Source organism: Sphingobium sp. B10D7B, assembly GCF_025961955.1.
GTDB lineage: Bacteria > Pseudomonadota > Alphaproteobacteria > Sphingomonadales > Sphingomonadaceae > Sphingobium.
Genome location: NZ_JAOQOQ010000001.1, coordinates 1,254,082 through 1,271,321 on the forward strand (window position 1 = coordinate 1,254,082; position 17,240 = coordinate 1,271,321).

Consider the following 17,240-nt stretch of genomic DNA (forward strand, 5'->3'; position numbering starts at 1 on the left):
TAAACAAACGAGAGCGGGTCTTCACGCCAGCGGAAAGCTCAGCTCCGCGACCAGCCCGCCCTCAGGCCGATTGCGCAGTTCCAGTCGGCCCGATTCCGCCGAGGCCACGGCTCGGACGATGGCGAGGCCGAGGCCGGTGCCGCCGGTGTCGCGGCTGCGGGAGGCTTCCATGCGGGTGAAGGGCTGCAGCATGTCCTCAATGCGGTCCTCCGGGATGCCGGGGCCTTCATCGGCCACGCAGAGCGTGGCGCGCCGGTCTTCGATCCGCAGCGAGACGTGCGCGCGTGCGCCATATTTGACGGCGTTCTCGATCAGGTTGGTGAGCGCTCGCCGCACGGCGCGGGGATGGACGTTGACGATGGCGCGCGGCATCTCGCTGCGCTCCACCGGCACGCCCATATCCTCGAAATCGTCGATGGTCGCATCGGCCAGCGCGGCCAGGTCCATGCGCTGCGGTGGTTCGCGGTCCCGGCCGACGCGCGCCAGCGAGAGGATGTCGTCGAGCATCTTCTGCATGTCTTCGATGGTCGCGACCATGCGCTCGCGATCCGCCCCCTCGGCGACCGATTCCACGCGCACCCGCAGCGCCGTGAGGGGTGTGCGCAGATCATGGCCGATGGCGCCGAGCATATGGTCCTTCTCCTCCAGCATGGAGCGGATGCGGTCCTGCATGGCGTTGAAGGACGCTGCGAGGCGCCGCAAATCCTCCGGTCCGGTTTCGATGACCGGGGAGGCGCCCTCCGGCGTGCCAACCCGGGCGGTGGCCTGGGTGAGCGCGTGAAGCGGGCGAGCAAGGCGTCGGGTGAACCAGACGAGCGGCATCAGCACGATGCCATAGAGGAACAGCGACTGCATCACGATCTGACGCAGGATCGGCTGGGCGACCGGCGCTGCGCGTGTGTAGACGGTGATCCAGCGGTCGGGCCGGAGTTGCACGCTCAATTGCACCTGCAGCCGTGGTGCGCGCCGGTTGGGCGGCTGGAGCAGATCGCGCGCGCGCTCGCGCCCATCCGCGCCGGGCCGGGCTTCCGCAATGGCGACCCGGACCGCGAGCGGCACCAGCCCGGCCGAGCGGAACAGCTCGTTGGCACGTACGGCTACGCGCGGCGAGTCGGCGCCCTCACGGCGGGGTGGCGCGTCGGTGACGACGATGCCGCGGGCCGCCCGCGCGCGATGCCAAGGGGAGGGTGCGTCTCGCTGATCGAGCGCCTCAAGGATGCGGATGACGCCCGGGGCGGCGGCAATCGTCACCCACTGATTGCGCTGCATCATGTAGTAGAAGCTGAACCCGATGAGCTGCACGGCAAACAAGGAGGCGGCGACGACGAGGATCGTCTGCCCCGCCAGCGTTCTCGGCCGCAGCCAGCCGGTGAAGGTGCGCAGGCTGAGGGTCATTCGCGCGCCACATCGGCGGCGAACATGTAGCCGCCGCCCCACACGGTCTTGATGAGTGTCGGCGAGCGGGCGTCATCTTCCAGCTTGCGGCGCAGGCGGCTGATCTGGTTGTCGATCGAGCGGTCGAAAGCATGCGCTTCCCGGCCCTGCGTCAAGTCGAGCAACTGATCGCGGCTGAGCACTTGGCGCGGATGCGTGACGAAGGCATGGAGCAGCCGGTAATCGGCCGTGCTGAGCGGGATGGCGACCTCGTCCGGGCCGGTCAGCGTCCAGTCGTCGGCGCTGAGCGTCCAGCCCTCGAAGCGATAGAGGGATGCGCTTGCCTGCGGTTCGCGGGCGGTGCCGTTGCCGGCGCGGCGCAGGATTGTCTTGATCCGCGCCACAAGCTCACGCGGCGAGAAGGGCTTGAGCACATAATCGTCCGCGCCCATTTCCAGCCCGACGATGCGGTCGGTTTCCTCGGTGCGGGCGGTGAGCAGAATGACCGGCATCTCGCCCTGTTCGCGGATCGAGCGGCACAGGCTCAGCCCGTCTTCGCCCGGCATCATGATATCCAGCACCACCAGTTCGATGGCGCTGCCGGCGAGGATCTTGCGCGCGTCGGCCGCATTCCCGGCATCGGAGACGCGAAAGCCGGCCCGCTGGAGATATTGCCCCAGCGGCTCGCGAATGGCCGCTTCATCGTCGACGAGGAGGAGATGGGGCCGTGCGGACATCAAAGCGCTTTCGCAAAATCGGTGGGATGCAATTCTCTGCCCTGCTTGGGTCTTGAGGTCCATCCCTCAGCCGCCTGAAAGGGGCAGGCGACCGAGGGAAAGTGGGATGGCCGATCCGGCGGCATAGGGAGTTGTCTCCGCCGGATCGGCCAAGGGGCTCAGCGCACCGGGGGCATTGGCGCGGGCCGTTGGTCGGTATTGCGGCGCTCCATCATGGCTTTCCGGCCGGCCTGCCGTTCCTCGGGCGAAATCTTGCCGTCACGGTTGGTGTCCATTCGGTCAAAGCCGGCCAGGCCTGCCTGGATGAAGGTGGCGCGGGGGATCGGCTTGTCACGATAGGCAGCAAGCTCGCGTCCCATCATCATCATGCCGCCGCCCATGCCGGGGCCGCCATGGCCGCGCCGTTTGCCTTCGTGGCCGCGTCGCTGATGGCTGCCGGCCATCGCGCCGGCTTCCGCAAATTCGGCTTTCGAGATTGAGCCGTCCTTATTGGCATCGAGGCGGGCGAACATCGCATCGCGCATTTTGTCGCGATTCTGCGCCTGATGAGCCTTGCGCTCATCAACCGAGAGCACGCCGTCCCGATTGGTGTCGGCGGCATCGAACATGGTCGCGAGGCGCTTTTCAAGAGACGCGCGATCCATCGGGGGCCGGGCTTCGCCGCGTTGCGGCGGCTGCGGTGCCGATTGAGCGATTGCCATGGTCCCGATGGACAGCAGGCCGACGCTGGAGAGCGCGATTGCGGTGAGACGTTTCATAGACTTGAATTCCTGGTCTGCCGGCGCCGGGGGGTAGCGCCATGACCATGATATAGCGGGGACTTGTCGCGAGACTTTGTCGCGGGAAGACGCAAATGTCACAAAATGTCGCCAGTTCGCGGCCGACCTTGCGGATCAGGCAGCGACCACCCGATTGCGACCGCCGCGCTTGGCTTGGTAGAGCGCGATGTCCGCCTCATGGATGAAATCCTCGGCGCTTTGCCCCTGCCGGTAGCGCACGACGCCGCAACTGATCGCAGCCCGCAGGCTGTTACCCGAGGGCAGGGCAATGGGCTCGCTGCTGACCGCGGAGACGATCCGACCGCAGATTTCCTGCACACGATCCCAATTCGAGGTGGCGAGGAGCACCACGAACTCGTCGCCGCCCATGCGCCCGACCGCATCGCTCGCCCGGACCTGGCTCGAGATGCGACATGCGATTTCCCGCAGCACGGTATCGCCCATCTGGTGGCCGCTATTGTCGTTGATCAGCTTGAACCGGTCGATGTCGATCACGGCTAGGCTGAGGGTGCCCGGTGTCGCCTTCACCAGCGCCTGCTCCAGCCGCTGATGGAAGCCGGCGCGGTTGAGCAGACCGGTCAGGCTGTCCGTCGTGGCGGTGCGGGAGAGCCACAGTTCCTGCTTCTTGCGCTGGGTGATGTCCTGCACCGTCGCGATTGTCCCGATGCACCGACCGCGCTCGTCGAAATGCGCGCGGAATGCGGCCTCCATCCAGGCGTCACGCAGCTTGAGGGTACGGAACTCGGCAATCTGGCTGGTGCTTACATCCTCAAGCGCCGCGCTATGCGCGCGGGTCAGGTCATATTGGCCTTCCTCCGAAATGTCGGAGAGCTCTGCGCCGACGAGCGCGTCGAACGGGCGGTCGAACAGCAGTTCGCGCGTGCCCACGACCCGCGTGCAGACGCCTTTAAGGTTGAACGCCAGCAGCAGCACCGGAGACGCGGAGGCGAGCAGGTTCAGCGACTGTTCGTTCTGGCGCATTCGCTCGATCGTCGCCTGGCGGCTGGCGAGCATAGCCGAGATCGGCACCTGCACCACGATGAGCAGGGCGATGAACATCTGGATGCCGTAGAGGTGATGGGCCGCATGATGGCTGTGCATCACGGGCGGCCCATAGCCACCCATCATCGCTCCGCCGCCGATGACGGTGACGATGGCGAGGGCGATCTTCGTCGCCATCCACCCACTGCGCAGCAGAACGAGCAGCATGGGCGGAACGACGAGCAGCAGATGCGATGATTCCTTCGAGAAGAAGGCGATGCCAGCCGCGCCGGCGGTGAGGGCGAGCAGCGCAGCGGCTTCCAGCCTGCGTCGCCGGGTCTGGCTGGCGAGGCTGCGCTTCATCTCGCCGTTGAACATGGCGAGGAAGACCGGGGTGAAGATCAACAAGCCCAGAGCATCCGCCAGAAACCAGCGCGCATAGGCTTCGCTGAGCGGATGCGCATTGTTGGCCCAGGCGCCGAGGCCGCCGAGAAAAGCGCCGCAAGCCGGGCCGACCAGCCCGGCCCAGATCAGCACATGAGGGAGAGCCTCGGGGTCCGAAAAGGCGTGGGCGCCATTCCTGTGCAGCTTGAGCCCGGCCACCGCGACGGCGATTTCCAGCCCATTGGCGAACCCGTAGACCAAGGCCGTCTGGAGATTATTGCCAGCCGGCAGGCCAGACAGCACATTGGCGACCATGCCCGCAATGATGAGGGCAGGGGCCTGCCGCGCGGGCCGGGCGAGCACGAGCGCCAGCAGGAGAGCGTTGGCGATCCAGACGGGCGCGACCATGCCATTCGTGGTCTTGAGCGATATGGTCGCGTAGGAAATCACGAAATAGCCCAGGCCCGCCAGCACCGGCAGGCCGGCATGGCGGATGAAGGCGTAAAGGATTTGGCGCTGGCTTTGCCCCATGGCCCATCATGGCCCGGCGCAGGTTGTTACCTGGTTAACGCAGCGGGAACAATCTGGCGGCGTTACCCTCGGGCGCCTCAGGCGCCGGCGGCATTCGCTTCGTCGGCGCGCATCTGCTCGTGATGCCGGATCACTTCATCGATGATGAAGCGCAGGAACTTCTCGGTGAAATCCGGGTCGAGATTGGCGTCGACAGCCAAAGTGCGCAGGCGGGCGATCTGCCGTGCCTCGCGATCCGGGTCAGCGGGGGGCAGGGCGGACTGGGCCTTGTGCTCACCGACCGCCTTGGTGATCTTGAAGCGCTCTGCCAGCATGAAGACCAGCGCCGCGTCGATATTGTCGATGCTTTCGCGGTAGCGCCTGAGCGTTTCGTCCATTCCGGGTCGTCTCCCTGAGCCTCTGGGGCATTGTTCCTGTGGCCTGATCTCGCTGGGGCGGACCAGGCTGATGAGGGGCCGGGCAGCGCCCGCAACGGCGCATCACTTGCCGCTCCGGGCGCACAAGGCAAGCCAATTTGCTTGCCAAAGCGCGGTCATCTGGTCAGAGCACCGCGCATGAGCGCCACAGTCCACCACCTGCCCCGCCAGGGCGCGCCATCCCTCCAGCCGATGCTGAGCCTCGTTGCGGAGGATATGAACCGCGTCAACGAAGTCATCCTCGCCCGAATGCAGTCGCGCATTCCGCTGATCCCGGAACTGGCCGGGCACCTCATCGCCGGCGGTGGCAAGCGGCTGCGGCCCATGCTCACGCTCGCCTGCGCGCGGCTTCTGGATTATGCCGGCACCCGGCACCACAAGCTGGCGGCGACGGTGGAGTTTATCCACACCGCCACGCTGCTGCACGATGATGTGGTGGACGGCAGCGCCATGCGCCGCGGCAAGCAGACCGCCAACATGATCTGGGGCAACAATGCCTCGGTTCTGGTCGGCGATTTCCTGTTCAGCCGGTCCTTCGAGCTGATGGTCGAGGATGGCAGCCTCAAGGTTCTCAAGATCCTTTCCAACGCATCTGCGGTGATCGCCGAGGGGGAGGTCAATCAGCTGACCGCCCAGCGTCGTGTGGAGACCGACGAGGACCAGTATCTCGACATCATCGGTGCCAAGACCGCAGCCCTGTTCGCAGCGGCCTGCCGGATCGCCGCCGTGGTTGCGGAGCGCCCGGAGGCGGAGGAACTCGCGCTGGATGCCTATGGTCGCAATCTCGGCATTGCCTTCCAGCTCGTCGACGATGCGATCGACTATGTCTCGGACGGCGCGACGATGGGCAAGGATACCGGCGATGACTTCCGCGATGGCAAGATCACGCTGCCGGTGATCCTCGCTTATGCGCGCGGCGGCGAGGCGGATCGCAAATTCTGGAAAGAGGCGATGTCCGGCCTCCATGGCGACAATGCCGATCTCGCCCATGCCCAGCATTTGCTGCGCGAAACCGGCGCGATCGACGACACCATGGCGCGGGCGCGCCATTATGGCCAGCGCGCCATCGACGCCATCGGCATGTACGGCAAGGGTGCCGCCAAGTCTGCGCTGGTCGAAGCCGTCGAATTCGCCATCGCGCGGGCTTACTGATCCGGCTTTTCAGCGGGCGCCAGCGCCTCCCACGTTGCACGGCACCCATAGCGAGATGACGCGCCGCGCTGCCCGCTGGGGTGGGGCGCCTCGCCTAGCCGGTCTCGAATCGGGGCTTGTCGGTGCGGCAGGCGGCCACTTCCCCTATTCTCGCCAGTCCCGTCCCGTCCATTTTCGGGACACGGGGTATATCGGCCACGACCCAAATAATTTTGCGCTGCACGGGAACGATGCTGCGTTGCGATGAAGCGACCGCGCTGTCCGCCATAGCGTGGTAAATCTGCGGTTAACGGTTTGGAACTTTGGGAACCCGCCCAATTGATTGGTCAGATTAAGTATCTGAAATACAGCAATAAAATATGAGGATTTCGTTGATAATCCGTTAACCGACCAGTATTTCTCTGCTCGAGCGGTCGCCTCATTATCTACTCGGAATGTTCGCCTTTCAGGCGGTGTGGGAGAAGCATGATGAGCCAGCTCAAAAACCGAACAAACAAAGGAGCTATCCATGAGGAAACTGGTATCTTTGGCCGCGCTGGCCACTGCAGCAGCATTTGCGCCGGGTGCGGCCAACGCGGCCACCTGCGTTGCCATGAACTGCACGTTCACGCCTGGCGATGACGAGTTCACCACGTCTGGCGACACCATTCCCCCCATCACCGAAGCCGTTTCGGCCACCATTGGCCGCACCGACATCGGTTCGGGCATCTTCACCGACATTTACCGCTTCATCGTCGACGTTGATGGCGTCGGCAGCGGCGGCATCATCACGACGCTGTCGGGCCTGTCGACCAACATCGACCTACTGACGGTCACGATCAACGGCAAGGACGTCCCGATCTTCGGTCAGGGCACCGATGTTGAATCGGCTGGCATTTCGGGCTTCCCGATCATGGCCGGCATGCTGAACGAGTTGGTGATCAGCGGCACGTCCGCCGGTCTGGGCTCTTACGGCGGCAACCTCACCTTCACGCCGTCGCCCGTGAGCGCACCGGTTCCCGAGCCGGCCACCTGGGCTCTGATGCTGCTCGGTTTCGGCAGCCTTGGTTACACGATGCGCCGCGCACGTCGCACGAGCGCACGGGTCCAGTTCGCCTGATGATCCTGGCGGTCTCCCACGGGACGGCCTAGATAAAGAATGGGGATCAACGGGTGCAGCCGTTGATCCCCATTTTCATGCGATGACAGCGAATGATCCCATTCAGGCGGCGCTGCGCCAGAATGTGCCGCTCATGCCATTGCGGCTGCGCGGCTCTGCGCAACCCGCATCCCTGTCCCACAAGCGCGCTACGCGCCGTGCGACGTCCTGCTCCTCATCGCGCGAGAAGAAATAGGGGTAGAGCGAGCGGCCGATCTTGTCGGCGCGGCCGGCAAAGCGATTGATCTGGTCGGCGACATCGCAGACCTTGAGGCGCATGAGCTGTACCGGTGTATCCTTGGGCCACCAGGAGACGGACTCATCCATCTTCGGCGGGCCAAGCCGGTCGAAACCGAGCATGGCCTCATAATAGCGCACATGGCGTGGATGCACCTCGATCACCAGATCCGTGCAATCGAAGCGCTGCATCCCGTAAATGAAGATGACATGAAAAAGCCCCGCGAGGACGGAGGGGGACTTGGTCATCGGGTCGACCGCGAACTTGGTGAGTTCGCACAGGCGGGCACCGGGCGCCTCGCGCAACGCATCCAGTTCCGTGCGAAATGTTTGATCAGTCGAAAGGCCGGCTGGTGAGTCCACCGTCAGAGTGAGCGTGGCGATTACGGCATCTTCCAGCGCTGCGGTAAAGACGGCCTGATGATCGCCATTGTCGGGGAGCAGATGCGCCATGCCATAGCCGCGCCACCCGTACATGCGGTTCAGGAGATCATGCGCCTGCTGGCGCAGATCCGGGCGATCGGCCAGCCGGACATCGATGGTGCGCAGCCTCTGGCCGCAGGCAGACGGGATACGGCGCACGGACAGCAACCCGCCGTGCGGTTCCGCCAAAGAGGCGGACATAACATGATCATGCACTTGGACGACCCCCAAAAGGCCCAACCGGGCCAGACGAGCTTTCTATTTTTACGAAGCCTTGCGCCTCAGCGAGGCCATGGATGGGTTCGATCGGTTAACAGAGCAATACCTCTTCGCGGCAAAGAGGCGGAGCGTTCGGGCGTTGCGGCAAAAGGTAGGTAGTTCCATGACTTAAGTGAACAAGTGCACGGAACTCTAGCCGCGCGGGTGTAGTCGCAGGAGCGCATTGCTCCGATGACGGTGGCTAAGCATTAACCATGTTCGCCATCCTCGGATGACGCTGCGGCGGTCAGGATTTGCTCTTATCCCTTACGCCGCCAGCTTGGCTTTGGCGGCGTCGGCGCATAAACGGATGATGTGACCGCTACGCTCCCCATCCATGAGGTTCTGCCCGACCTGCTCGCCGCCTTGCGAGCAGGATCGAACGCCGTGCTCGTGGCACCGCCGGGGGCGGGCAAGACGACGAGCGTTGCGCCCGCTTTGCTGGGCGAGCCGTGGGTGGCGGGCGGGCAGATATGGCTGCTCTCGCCGCGCCGGCTTGCCGCGCGCGCCGCTGCCGAGCGCATGGCGGATCTGGCTGGCGAGAAGCCCGGCGACACCATCGGCTATGCCACCCGCCTTGAGAGCCGCCAATCCGTCCGCACCCGCATCCTCGTCGTGACCGAAGGGATTTTCCGGCGCCGCATTCAGGCCGATCCGGAGTTGACCGGCGTCGCCGCCGTGCTGTTCGACGAGGTCCATGAACGCAGCCTGGAAGGCGATTTCGGGCTGGCCCTCGCGCTCGATGCGCAATCCGGCCTGCGCGAGGATTTGCGCCTGCTCGCCATGTCCGCCACGCTGGATGGTGCGCGCTTTGCCACGCTCATGGCCGTGGAGGGCAAGCCGGCACCCGTGATCGAGAGCGCGGGCCGGTCTTTCCCCATCGATCTGCGGCATATCGGCCGCGCGGCAGAGCAGCGCATCGAGGATGACATGGCGGCGGCGATCCGTTGCGCGCTGGCCGAAGAGCCGCAGGGCGATGTTCTGGCCTTCCTCCCCGGTGTCGGCGAGATCGAGCGCACGGCCGAGCGGCTGATGGGGCTGTCCGAGAGCATCGCCCTCCATCGCCTGCATGGCTCGCTCGAGCCGGGAGCCCAGCGCGCGGCCCTGCGGCCGGCGGCGGCAGGCACGCGCAAGCTGATATTGGCGACCAGCATCGCCGAGACCAGCCTCACCATCGACGGCGTACGCATCGTGGTCGATTCAGGGCTCGCCCGTCGGCCCCGGCACGATCTTGCCGCCGGCGTCACGCGCCTGGTGACGGAGCGCGCCAGTCAAGCCGCCGTAACCCAGCGAGCCGGCCGCGCGGGTCGTCAGGCGCCGGGCGTTGCCTACCGCTTATGGGAAGCAGCGGCGACCGCCGGTCTGCCGCCGTTCGATCCGCCCGAAATTCTGGAAAGCGACCTGACCGGCCTGCTCCTCGATTGCGCGGTGTGGGGCGTGACCGACCCGACCACGCTGCGCTGGCTCGATCCGCCACCGGCGGCTGCTTTGGCCGAAGCCGGACGCCGGCTCGAGGCGCTCGGAGCGCTGGATGGGGAGGGGCGGGCGACGCCGCATGGCCGCGCGGTCGCCGATCTGCCGCTGGAGCCGCGCCTCGCGCATATGCTCATTGCCTCGGCTGAGGCGGGGGAGGGCGGTGCGGCGGCTGACGTGGCGGTGCTGCTCACCGAGCGCGGGCTGGGCGGGCCATCGGCGGACCTTGCCCGGCGTCATGCGTTCTGGCAGCGCGAGCGGGGGCAGCGGGCCGAAGCGGCGCGCGGCCTCGGGCGGCGCTGGTTGGGGTTAGTCGCGTCCGGCTCGTCGCGAGGCATCATCGACGATGCCACGCTTGCCCGTTGCCTGATGCGAGCCTTCCCGGACCGCATCGCCCGGCGCCGGGATGCCAGCGGCGAACATTGGATCAGCGCGGGCGGGCGCGGCTTCCGGCTCGATCCCGCCGATCCGCTGGCGCGCGCAGACTGGCTGGCAGTGGGCGATATTCAGGGCAGCGCCGCCGGCGCGCGCATCCTCTCCGCATTAGCCGTGCAGGAGGAGGATGTGATGGTCGCTGCCGGGCATCGCGTCGTGGATCGTCGCACGGTGCGCTGGCGGAAGGATCTGGCCGGCGTTGAGGCATTGCGCGAGCGGCATCTGGGCGCCATCCGCCTCACCAGCGGGCCGGACGATGCGCCCGAAAGGTCCGCGATCATTGCCGCACTCGCGCAGGCGCTGCGCAGCGAGGGACTGGGGCTGCTGCCATGGGGCAAGGCGGCGCAGGCGTTGCGGACCCGGGCTGCCTTTGCGGGCGTGGGCGATGAGATCGGCGATGCGGCGCTGCTTGCCGATGCCGAGGAGTGGCTGGAGATGCTGCTCCCGGCCAATGCCCGGCGCTTTTCCGCGATCGACGGTGGCGCGCTGCATGGCCTGCTAACCCAGCGCCTGGGATGGGATGCCACGCAGCGCATCGAGGCGCTGGCGCCGGCCGAGTTCCGTAGCCCGGCCGGCAGCACCCACGCCATCGACTATGAGGCGCCGGCTGGCCCGACCGTCGAATTGCGGGTGCAGGCGCTCTTTGGCCTATCGGAGCATCCGGTCATCGGGCGCGAGCGCATCCCGCTCGTCTTGTCCCTGACATCGCCGGCGGGTCGCCCCATCCAGACGACGCGGGATCTGCCGGCCTTCTGGAAAGGCAGCTGGGCGGATGTCGCCAAGGAGATGCGCGGACGCTACCCGCGGCATCCATGGCCGGATGATCCCGCCGCGGCCAGCGCGACGCTGCGGACCAAGAAGGCTGATGCCCATCGGTGATCCTGTTCCGGATGACCTTCCGTTCGTGTCGAGCGAAGTCGAGACACGGCAGAGCGGTGCGCGGGTGTCTCGACTTCGCTCGACACGAACGGGTCGCCTCATTCCCCCAATCATCTTGACAGGGCCCCCCGCTTTGCGCGACGGCAAAAGCGCTCGCATGTTGGGCATATGCACGATGGGGAAAGCACCGATGTCCGCCCGGATCTACCAGATACCCAAGAACGCCATGCAGTCCGGTCGGGCGCGCACCGGCACCTGGATGCTGGAGTTCGCCCCGGCAGAGGCCAAGAAGCCCGATCCGCTGATGGGCTGGGCCGGCTCTGGCGACACGCAGGAGCAGGTCAAGCTGAGCTTCCCCGACGAGGACGCCGCCCGTGCTTATGCCGAGCGCTATGGCATCGCCTATCACGTCGTGAGAACGCCACCCAAGACGTTGAAGATTCAGGCTTACGCCGACAATTTCCGCTAAGGTCTCGGGCCGTCCCGACCGAGGGGACGGCTAGCGCACTTCAATCGTGAGATGCGCGAGCGTGCAGCGTCCGGCCATGCGGCCGCGAATCGTGTCGCTGCGGACCTCCGGTTGCGCGATGACGCTGACGATCGCGGCATGGGCCTGCGGACCAACGCGCCAGACGTGAAGATCGGCCACGCGCGCATCGCCTTGCTCCTCGACCACCGCCCGCACCTTGCCGGCCAGCGCCTCGTCGCTGCGGTCGAGCAGCATGGTCGAAGTGTCGCGCATCAGGCTCCAGGCCCAGCGGGCGATGACCAGCGCGCCGACGATGCCCATCAGCGGGTCCATCCATACCCAATCGAGATAGCGCCCGGCCAGCAGGGCGCCGATGGCGAGGACAGAGGTCAGCGCGTCCGCCAGCACGTGGAAATAGGCTGAGCGCAGATTATTGTCATGGCCGTGGCTATGCCCATGCTCATGGCCATCATGGTCATGCGCGCCATGGTCATCGGCGGCGTGATGATGATGCGCGTGATCATGTCCATGGCCATGATCATGCCCATGCGCACCGCCCATCAGCACCAGCGCGCTGGCGATGTTCACAAGCAGGCCGATCACCGCCACGAAGGTGGCCTCGCCGAAGGCGACTCTCGTCGGTTCGAACAGGCGCACCGCCGATTCGCTGGCAATCGCCAGCGCGACGAGACCCAGCGCCATGGCAGAGGCGAAGCCTGCGAGATCGCCGACCTTGCCGGTCCCGAAGCTGTAGGCGGGGTCATGCGCATGTTTGCGCGCATAGCCGTAAGCGAATGCAGCGATGGAGAGGGCGCCGGCATGGGTCGCCATGTGGAAGCCGTCGGCGAGTAGCGCCATCGACCCGGTCCAATAGCCAGCGATGATCTCGCCGACCATCGTCACGACGGTCAGCAGGATGACCCAATAAGTGCGTCGGGCATTCTGGTCGTGCGAGGCGCCGAGGAAGTCGTGGCTCGGCGTCAGGCCCTCAATATCGAGTGTCCGCATCACGAGTTCCTACTTCGCGTAGCGGCGGATGACCGCCAGCAGTTCGTCCGCCCCTATCTGGCGTTCGGCATCGCTCAGCCCCGGTCGGGCGACATGCGCCTCCAGATGCTCGGCAATGATTTCATCGAGCAGCCCGTTCACCGCTCCCCGCACGGCCGCCACCAGATGCAGGATATCGGTACAGCTTTTGTCCGATTCGAGCGCGCGCTCGATGGCGTTGACCTGCCCCCCGATCCGCCGGACACGGGCGAGCAGCTGCGGATTGATTTCGAGGAGATGTGACATAGGGATACCCCCTATCCCTATTTGAGGCATCAATCAATTGGCGCGAGGATGTCTGGACTTCGGCGGCAGACAGGAAACGTCGACGGTTATGCGAAGACCTCGATCCCTCCTTCTCCGTCATTCCCGCGCACGCGGGAATCCAGACTACCCCTTCGCGGTGACGCGAGGTTCAAGCTAGATTCCCGCGTGCGCGGGAATGACGGAAAGGAATGCGGGGACGTCGGGACCGCCAGCGCTCCCGCGCTAGAACTGGTCCGCAATCTCGAGCATTTTTGTCAGCCGCTTGGGTGCCACGGCCCGCCAGCTCTTTTCCAGCCAGCCGCGCACATGCTCCCAGTCCACGCCGGGCCGGTCGAGGCGGATCGCGATCCAGCCGCTCGCGCCATAATAAGCCGGGCGGTAGTAGATGTCCGGATCGGCCTCGATCAGCGCGGCCATCTCGTCGGCGCCGGAGGTCTTGACCAGCAGCGCGACCGCGTCCTCGCCATGGTGGCGCACAGAAACATACGCGAAGAACTTGCCCGAGGCCTCGCTGCCCACACGCCAGCCTGCCGCGCCATGCGACTCGCGGGCGTGCGTTTCCGGCAAGGCGAGGGCCAGTTGGCCGACGCGGTCGATGAGCCAGTCCGGGTCCATCTCGCGCTCCACATAGCTGGCGAGCATTCGGGGATAGAGCTGATATTCGGCATAGAGCACGCGCTGGGCGAGCGTGTCGGCCGTATCTTCGGGCAGGATCGCGACCGGGATTTGCCCCAATACCGGGCCGTCATCCAGCGTCGGTGTGACGAGGTGGACGGTACAGCCGCCATGGCTGTCGCCCGCGTCGATGGCCCGCTGATGCGTGTCGAGCCCCTTGAACTTGGGCAGCAGGGAGGGATGGGTGTTGAGCATCCGCCCCGCCCATTGGCCCACGAAGTCGGCGGTGAGGATGCGCATATAGCCGCACAGCGCGACATAATCGGCGCCGGATGCCCGCAGCGCGTCGAGCATGATCGCCTCATGCGCCTCGCGGCCCATGCCCTTGTGGCTGTGGGCAAAGGTCGCCACGCCCTCGGCCGCCGCGACGGTCAGTCCGCGCGCCTCAGGTTTGTTTGAGGCGACGAGCACGATCTCATAGGGGCAGTCCGGCAGGCGCGAGGCATAGAGGAGCGACGTCATCGTCGTCCCCGTGCCGGAGAGCATCACCGCGACTTTGGCCTTGGACACGTCAGTTCCCCCAATCCGTTCGGGCTTATTACCCCAGATGGACCGCGTTCCAGTCTGCCATGGCGCACCACGTCTCTTGCGATCCGCGCACGGTGCAGCCCTTCTCGCCAGCGCGAATCTCGCCGATGCGGTGGACGGTCTCGCCCGCCTCACGCAACGCCGCACTCACCGCGTCCACATCGGCGGGCGCCACGACCACGGCCATGCCGATGCCGCAATTGAACGTGCGCGCCATTTCGCCCGGCTCGATATTGCCCTGCGCCTGAAGGAAAGCCATCAGCCGCGGCTGCGCCCAAAGATCCGCATCGATATGCGCGTGCAGGCCGGCGGGCAGAATCCGCGGGATGTTCTCCAGCAGGCCGCCGCCGGTGATGTGCGCCATCGCATGGACGAGGCCCTGGCGGACCAGCGGCAGCAGCGGCTTCACATAGATCCGGGTCGGCGCCATCAGCGCGTCGATGAGCAGCACTTCCTGATCGAACAGAGCAGGGCGGTCCAGCTTCCAGCCCTTGTCCGCCGCTAGGCGCCGCACCAGCGAATAGCCGTTGGAGTGGACGCCCGAGGAGGCGAGGCCCAGAATTACGTCGCCCTCGGCCACCTTGTCGGCGGTCAGCACTTCGTTGCGCTCGACCGCACCGACGCAGAAACCGGCGAGATCATAATCGCCATCTGCATACATGCCGGGCATTTCCGCCGTCTCGCCGCCGATCAGCGCGCAGCCGGCCTGCTTGCAGCCCTCTGCGATGCCCGCGATCACCCGCTCGGCCACGCCATTGTCGAGGCGGCCGGTCGCGAAATAATCGAGGAAGAAGAGCGGCTCGGCGCCCTGCACGATGAGGTCGTTGGCGCACATGGCCACCAGATCGATCCCCACCGTATCGTGCTTGCCGCTGTCGATAGCGAGCTTGAGCTTGGTGCCGACGCCGTCATTCGCCGCAACGAGCAGCGGATCGGTAAAGCCCGCCGCCTTCAGGTCGAAGAAGCCGCCGAATCCGCCCAGATCGGCATCGGCCCCCGGTCGCCGCGTCGCGCGGGCGAGCGGAGCAATGGCGCGAACGAGCGCATTTCCGGCAGCGATATCGACGCCGGCCTGCGCATAGGTGTAGCCCTTGGGCTGGTTGTGCTTGGAGTCCATGCGTGGCCCTTACCAAATCGGGCTTGGTTTTCCAGAACAATGCCGCCAAAAGGGCGCCGTGACGCTCTCTCTGCCATCCTTGCGCCCCATTCACTTCGTGTTCGCGCTGGTTCTGGCGGCCTTTGCGGCTGTGCTGGTCGCGCAGATCGAGGGTGAGCGGGGCATTGCGCCGCTGGCCTCGCAGGGCGATTTCGAGGTGAAGGATATTCGCGTCGATGTCGCCGGGCCCAATGCCGATGCGGCGCGGGCGACCGGTTGGCGGCTGGCGCAGCGCCTCGCCTGGCAATCGCTGTGGAAGCGCACGCATGGCGGCAACGGTCCTGCGCTTGGGGACAGCGTGCTGGATGGGCTGGTGTCCGGTATCGAGGTGCAGCAGGAGCAGATCGGTCCCAATCGCTATATCGCTACGCTCTCGGTGATGTTCGATCGTGCCCGGGCCGGGCAGGCGCTTGGCGTTTCCGGGCAGATTCGCCGCTCCCCGCCGCTGCTGGTGATCCCGGTTCTCTGGGATTCGGGCACGCCGATGACGTTCGAGCGGGTGACGCCCTGGCAGAAGGCGTGGGCCGAATTCCGCATTTCCGACAGCCCGATCGATTATGTGCGCACCGCTGGCGATGGCCCGGATTCGCTGCTGCTCAATCCCGGTCAGACTGGCCGGCGCGGGCGCAACTGGTGGCGTATCCTCCTCGATCTTTATGGTGCGGCGGATGTGATCATGCCTATCGCGCGGATCGAGCGCAGCTTTCCCGGTGGGCCGATCACCGGCCATTTCAGCGCACGCTATGGGCCGGACAATAATTTCATCGGGGATTTCACCCTGCGCGCCGCCACGCCCGCCGACTTGCCCAAGATGATGAGCGATGCCGTCGCCCGCATCGACCAGCTTTACGCCGGCGCGCTGGCGGATGGCACCTTGCGGCTCGACCCCTCGCTGATCATCGAGGAGCCGGTCAACGCGGTCGAGATCGAGAATGCGGTTGGGCTGGAGGCGATCCTCGGTGTCCTGCCGGCCGATACGCCCGGTGCCGCCTCGTTCAGCGTTCAGATCGAGACGCCTACCACGGCCTCGGTCGGGGAAGCGCAGGCGATGCTGCGGGGTATTCCGGGGGTCAGCGCGGCCTCGACCTCAAGCCTGGCACTCGGCGGCACGTCTGTCATGCAGGTCGGCTTCAGCGGCACGATCGAGCAATTGCGCGCGCAGCTTGAAGGACGGGGATATTCGGTCGCCGTATCTGGCAATACGCTGCGGATCGCCCGTCGGGCCGCAAGTCCACCAGCCGGCGGAGGCGGTGGCGGGCAATGAGCCAGTTGCCGCTGCCCATCGGCTGGTCGCGGCATGGCGGAGCGGAAAGTCTGCTGGTCCACGCTGCCAATGCCGACGCGCTCGCGCTGATACGCGATTGGCAGCGCTGGCCCTCGCCCTGCACATTGCTCGTCGGCCCATCCCGGTCCGGCCGTTCGCTCATTGCCGAGGTGTTTCTGCGCGAAAGCGGTGGCGTGCTGGTCGATGATGCCGATTGCGCCAATGAAACCCACCTGTTCCACCTCTGGAACGAGGCGCGCGATTCGGGCCGGCCGCTGCTGATGGTCGCCACCGAGGCGCCGCCGACATGGACGATTGCGCTGCCCGATCTGCGCACGCGCCTCGCCACCGCCGCCGTAGCGCGTATCCTCCCGCCGGATGAAGCGGTTACCGCAGCGCTGATCGCCCATGGACTGGAGCGGGCAGGCTCGGCCTTCGCCCCGGACCTCCCGGATTTTCTCGCCCGCCGCACCGCGCGCTGTTATGCCGCGATCGACGGCGTCGTGGCCGAGCTGAACGCGCTGTCGCTGGCGCGGGGGCAGAAACTCTCGGTTGCGTTGGCGCGGCAAGCGCTCCGTAACAATGCGCTGCTAGACGGAGCGGATGAGACCGCACCGCATGAGGGAACCCACTGACC

General features: G+C 66.1%; 16 protein-coding genes. 6 read left to right on the forward strand and 10 right to left on the reverse strand.

Annotation, left to right across the window (positions count from 1 at the left end):
* Positions 1-21 precede the first annotated feature (21 nt).
* The 5 genes from M2331_RS05925 to M2331_RS05945 all read right to left on the reverse strand — a co-directional run bounded on the left by M2331_RS05925 (position 22) and on the right by M2331_RS05945 (position 5,163).
* The gene (locus M2331_RS05925) at positions 22-1,395 is read right to left on the reverse strand and encodes an ATP-binding protein (RefSeq protein WP_181559416.1); all 1,374 of its coding nucleotides are present in this window, start codon (positions 1,393-1,395) and stop codon (positions 22-24) included.
* Positions 1,392-2,111, reverse strand: coding sequence for a response regulator (locus M2331_RS05930; RefSeq protein WP_181559417.1), 720 nt, complete (start codon positions 2,109-2,111; stop codon positions 1,392-1,394). The genes M2331_RS05925 and M2331_RS05930 overlap by 4 nt, the downstream gene beginning before the upstream one ends.
* A gap of 158 nt (positions 2,112-2,269) precedes the next feature.
* Positions 2,270-2,869 carry an EF-hand domain-containing protein gene (locus tag M2331_RS05935; RefSeq protein ID WP_181559418.1) on the reverse strand — a complete coding sequence of 200 codons (600 nt, stop codon included), beginning with the start codon at positions 2,867-2,869 and terminating at the stop codon, positions 2,270-2,272.
* A 135-nt stretch (positions 2,870-3,004) separates the two neighbouring features.
* Complete coding sequence (locus M2331_RS05940) at positions 3,005-4,786, reverse strand: diguanylate cyclase (RefSeq protein ID WP_181559419.1); 1,782 nt, start codon at positions 4,784-4,786, stop codon at positions 3,005-3,007.
* 77 nt (positions 4,787-4,863) lie between these two features.
* A complete protein-coding gene (locus tag M2331_RS05945) occupies positions 4,864-5,163 on the reverse strand; it encodes a chorismate mutase (RefSeq protein WP_181559420.1) in 300 nt (99 codons plus the stop codon).
* 177 nt (positions 5,164-5,340) lie between these two features.
* Here M2331_RS05945 and M2331_RS05950 point away from each other — a divergent pair, with 177 nt between their 5' ends.
* Together M2331_RS05950 and M2331_RS05955 are read left to right on the forward strand one after the other, a co-directional pair.
* Positions 5,341-6,354 carry a polyprenyl synthetase family protein gene (locus M2331_RS05950; protein ID WP_181559421.1) on the forward strand — a complete coding sequence of 338 codons (1,014 nt, stop codon included), beginning with the start codon at positions 5,341-5,343 and terminating at the stop codon, positions 6,352-6,354.
* 508 nt (positions 6,355-6,862) lie between these two features.
* Positions 6,863-7,453 (forward strand): FxDxF family PEP-CTERM protein, encoded by a 591-nt coding sequence (locus M2331_RS05955; RefSeq protein ID WP_181559422.1) that lies wholly within the window; start codon positions 6,863-6,865, stop codon positions 7,451-7,453.
* 102 nt (positions 7,454-7,555) lie between these two features.
* On the opposite strand, the gene M2331_RS05960 is transcribed toward M2331_RS05955, so the two are convergent.
* Positions 7,556-8,353: an N-acyl amino acid synthase FeeM domain-containing protein gene (locus tag M2331_RS05960; protein WP_181559423.1), complete on the reverse strand. Its 798-nt coding sequence runs from the start codon at positions 8,351-8,353 to the stop codon at positions 7,556-7,558.
* Between the two features lie 372 nt (positions 8,354-8,725).
* Here M2331_RS05960 and hrpB point away from each other — a divergent pair, with 372 nt between their 5' ends.
* Together hrpB and M2331_RS05970 are read left to right on the forward strand one after the other, a co-directional pair.
* Positions 8,726-11,197, forward strand: coding sequence for an ATP-dependent helicase HrpB (gene hrpB, locus M2331_RS05965; RefSeq protein WP_181559424.1), 2,472 nt, complete (start codon positions 8,726-8,728; stop codon positions 11,195-11,197).
* A 190-nt stretch (positions 11,198-11,387) separates the two neighbouring features.
* Complete coding sequence (locus M2331_RS05970; protein ID WP_181559425.1) at positions 11,388-11,666, forward strand: ETC complex I subunit; 279 nt, start codon at positions 11,388-11,390, stop codon at positions 11,664-11,666.
* Positions 11,667-11,696: 30 nt separating this feature from the next.
* Here the strand turns inward: M2331_RS05970 and dmeF are convergent, their stop codons facing one another.
* The 4 genes from dmeF to purM all read right to left on the reverse strand — a co-directional run bounded on the left by dmeF (position 11,697) and on the right by purM (position 15,300).
* Positions 11,697-12,674, reverse strand: coding sequence for a CDF family Co(II)/Ni(II) efflux transporter DmeF (gene dmeF / locus M2331_RS05975; RefSeq protein ID WP_181559426.1), 978 nt, complete (start codon positions 12,672-12,674; stop codon positions 11,697-11,699).
* 9 nt (positions 12,675-12,683) lie between these two features.
* Positions 12,684-12,959 carry a metal/formaldehyde-sensitive transcriptional repressor gene (locus tag M2331_RS05980; RefSeq protein ID WP_181559427.1) on the reverse strand — a complete coding sequence of 92 codons (276 nt, stop codon included), beginning with the start codon at positions 12,957-12,959 and terminating at the stop codon, positions 12,684-12,686.
* A gap of 243 nt (positions 12,960-13,202) precedes the next feature.
* A complete protein-coding gene (purN, locus tag M2331_RS05985) occupies positions 13,203-14,165 on the reverse strand; it encodes a phosphoribosylglycinamide formyltransferase (protein WP_264592308.1) in 963 nt (320 codons plus the stop codon).
* A gap of 28 nt (positions 14,166-14,193) precedes the next feature.
* On the reverse strand, positions 14,194-15,300 hold the full coding sequence (gene purM / locus M2331_RS05990) for a phosphoribosylformylglycinamidine cyclo-ligase (RefSeq protein ID WP_181559428.1): 1,107 nt from the start codon (positions 15,298-15,300) through the stop codon (positions 14,194-14,196).
* A 58-nt stretch (positions 15,301-15,358) separates the two neighbouring features.
* Between purM and M2331_RS05995 the strand changes: the two genes are divergently transcribed.
* Positions 15,359-16,603, forward strand: coding sequence for a heavy-metal-associated domain-containing protein (locus M2331_RS05995; RefSeq protein ID WP_264592309.1), 1,245 nt, complete (start codon positions 15,359-15,361; stop codon positions 16,601-16,603).
* Complete coding sequence (locus M2331_RS06000; RefSeq protein ID WP_181559430.1) at positions 16,600-17,238, forward strand: DnaA ATPase domain-containing protein; 639 nt, start codon at positions 16,600-16,602, stop codon at positions 17,236-17,238. Before M2331_RS05995 ends, M2331_RS06000 begins: the two co-directional genes overlap by 4 nt.
* Positions 17,239-17,240: the final 2 nt, after the last annotated feature.

Coding starts and splice junctions, on each gene's coding strand:
- M2331_RS05950 (WP_181559421.1), top strand. CDS start 5,341: ATGAGCGCCACAGTCCACCACCTGCCCCGCCAGGGCGCGCCATCCCTC.
- M2331_RS05980 (WP_181559427.1), bottom strand. CDS start 12,959: ATGTCACATCTCCTCGAAATCAATCCGCAGCTGCTCGCCCGTGTCCGG.
- M2331_RS05960 (WP_181559423.1), bottom strand. CDS start 8,353: ATGTCCGCCTCTTTGGCGGAACCGCACGGCGGGTTGCTGTCCGTGCGC.
- M2331_RS06000 (WP_181559430.1), top strand. CDS start 16,600: ATGAGCCAGTTGCCGCTGCCCATCGGCTGGTCGCGGCATGGCGGAGCG.
- dmeF (WP_181559426.1), bottom strand. CDS start 12,674: ATGCGGACACTCGATATTGAGGGCCTGACGCCGAGCCACGACTTCCTC.
- M2331_RS05955 (WP_181559422.1), top strand. CDS start 6,863: ATGAGGAAACTGGTATCTTTGGCCGCGCTGGCCACTGCAGCAGCATTT.
- M2331_RS05930 (WP_181559417.1), bottom strand. CDS start 2,111: ATGTCCGCACGGCCCCATCTCCTCCTCGTCGACGATGAAGCGGCCATT.
- M2331_RS05925 (WP_181559416.1), bottom strand. CDS start 1,395: ATGACCCTCAGCCTGCGCACCTTCACCGGCTGGCTGCGGCCGAGAACG.
- purM (WP_181559428.1), bottom strand. CDS start 15,300: ATGGACTCCAAGCACAACCAGCCCAAGGGCTACACCTATGCGCAGGCC.
- M2331_RS05970 (WP_181559425.1), top strand. CDS start 11,388: ATGTCCGCCCGGATCTACCAGATACCCAAGAACGCCATGCAGTCCGGT.
- M2331_RS05940 (WP_181559419.1), bottom strand. CDS start 4,786: ATGGGGCAAAGCCAGCGCCAAATCCTTTACGCCTTCATCCGCCATGCC.
- M2331_RS05945 (WP_181559420.1), bottom strand. CDS start 5,163: ATGGACGAAACGCTCAGGCGCTACCGCGAAAGCATCGACAATATCGAC.
- M2331_RS05935 (WP_181559418.1), bottom strand. CDS start 2,869: ATGAAACGTCTCACCGCAATCGCGCTCTCCAGCGTCGGCCTGCTGTCC.